Annotated in this window: 1 protein-coding gene; it reads left to right on the top strand. The window is 64.2% G+C overall.

The window, feature by feature from the left end; genetic code table 11:
- The coding region (locus ACFQV6_RS44240) for an FtsK/SpoIIIE domain-containing protein (protein WP_378033738.1) at positions 1-958 on the top strand (958 nt) is incomplete at both ends.

The following is a 958-nucleotide window of genomic DNA, read 5'->3' as shown; positions in this document are numbered from 1 at the left end:
GGTGCACAAGGACCGAACTCCCACCTTCGGTGAGAAATGGGTCGGCAACCACGACCACGCCCCGAAACCACACGTCAAGGTGCCGCGCATCCATGATCTGACCGCCGACGCCTACGGCGTCACCATGGTGGTTCGCACAGTGCGCGGGGTGGGCCGCAAAAAGTTCTCCGACGCGGGCGGCGATTTGGCCGACGAGTGGCGCATGCGGCAAGTGCAGTGCAGCGCTCTGGATGATGATCCCGAGTGGGGTCCGGGGTACGTCAAAATCCGTGCCGTGCACACCGATCCACTGACTGTGTTCACCGAGCAGGGCGTACCGGTGCGGCCCGAGGATTTGACCGAGCTCGAGCTCGGTCTGAACGTGATGGGCGAGCTGGAGTATCTGCCCGTTGCCCAAGGCGCGACAGTGACAGTGACCGGTGCGTCCGGCTACGGCAAGAGCATGTTTGCGCGCAATGTGGTGGTCAAGCTCGCGCCGTCGCCTCTGGTGCAGTTCGTGGGCGCGAACGGAAAAGCGGTCACGTCGATGCGTGGTGATTACCGCGTACTGGCCCCGCGCTACAGCCATCTCGTTGCCGGTGACCCTGAGGAAGTCAACCAGCTGTTGAAGGGGTTGCAGAACGAGATGTACCGCCGCCTCGACAGCATGTACGACCTGTGGGGCGTCGATGAGTTCTGGGACCACGGACCCGACGCCGACATGCCGGTGATCGTCGGCACGATGGACGAGTGCCAGACGTACCTGACCGGCGGCGCGAAAGGCAGCGAGAAAGCCAAGATCATTGCCGATAACGCCGAGATCGCCGAGGACCTGACCAAGAAGGCGCGCGCCGCGGGATTCTTGCTGTTCTGGATGACCCAGAAGGGCACCGGGGACGCCATCCCCACCGCCATTCGCGACGTGGCCACCTCCGCAATGACGTTCCCGGTGCGCTCCCGCGCGCAGGAAGTGGCCGCA

Origin of the sequence: Actinoplanes sp. GCM10030250 (genome assembly GCF_042666575.1) — a bacterium.
Classification (GTDB): Bacteria; Actinomycetota; Actinomycetes; order Mycobacteriales; family Micromonosporaceae; genus Actinoplanes.
The sequence above is the reverse complement of the archived record's forward strand: the minus strand, read 5'-3'. Positions and strand labels throughout refer to the sequence as shown.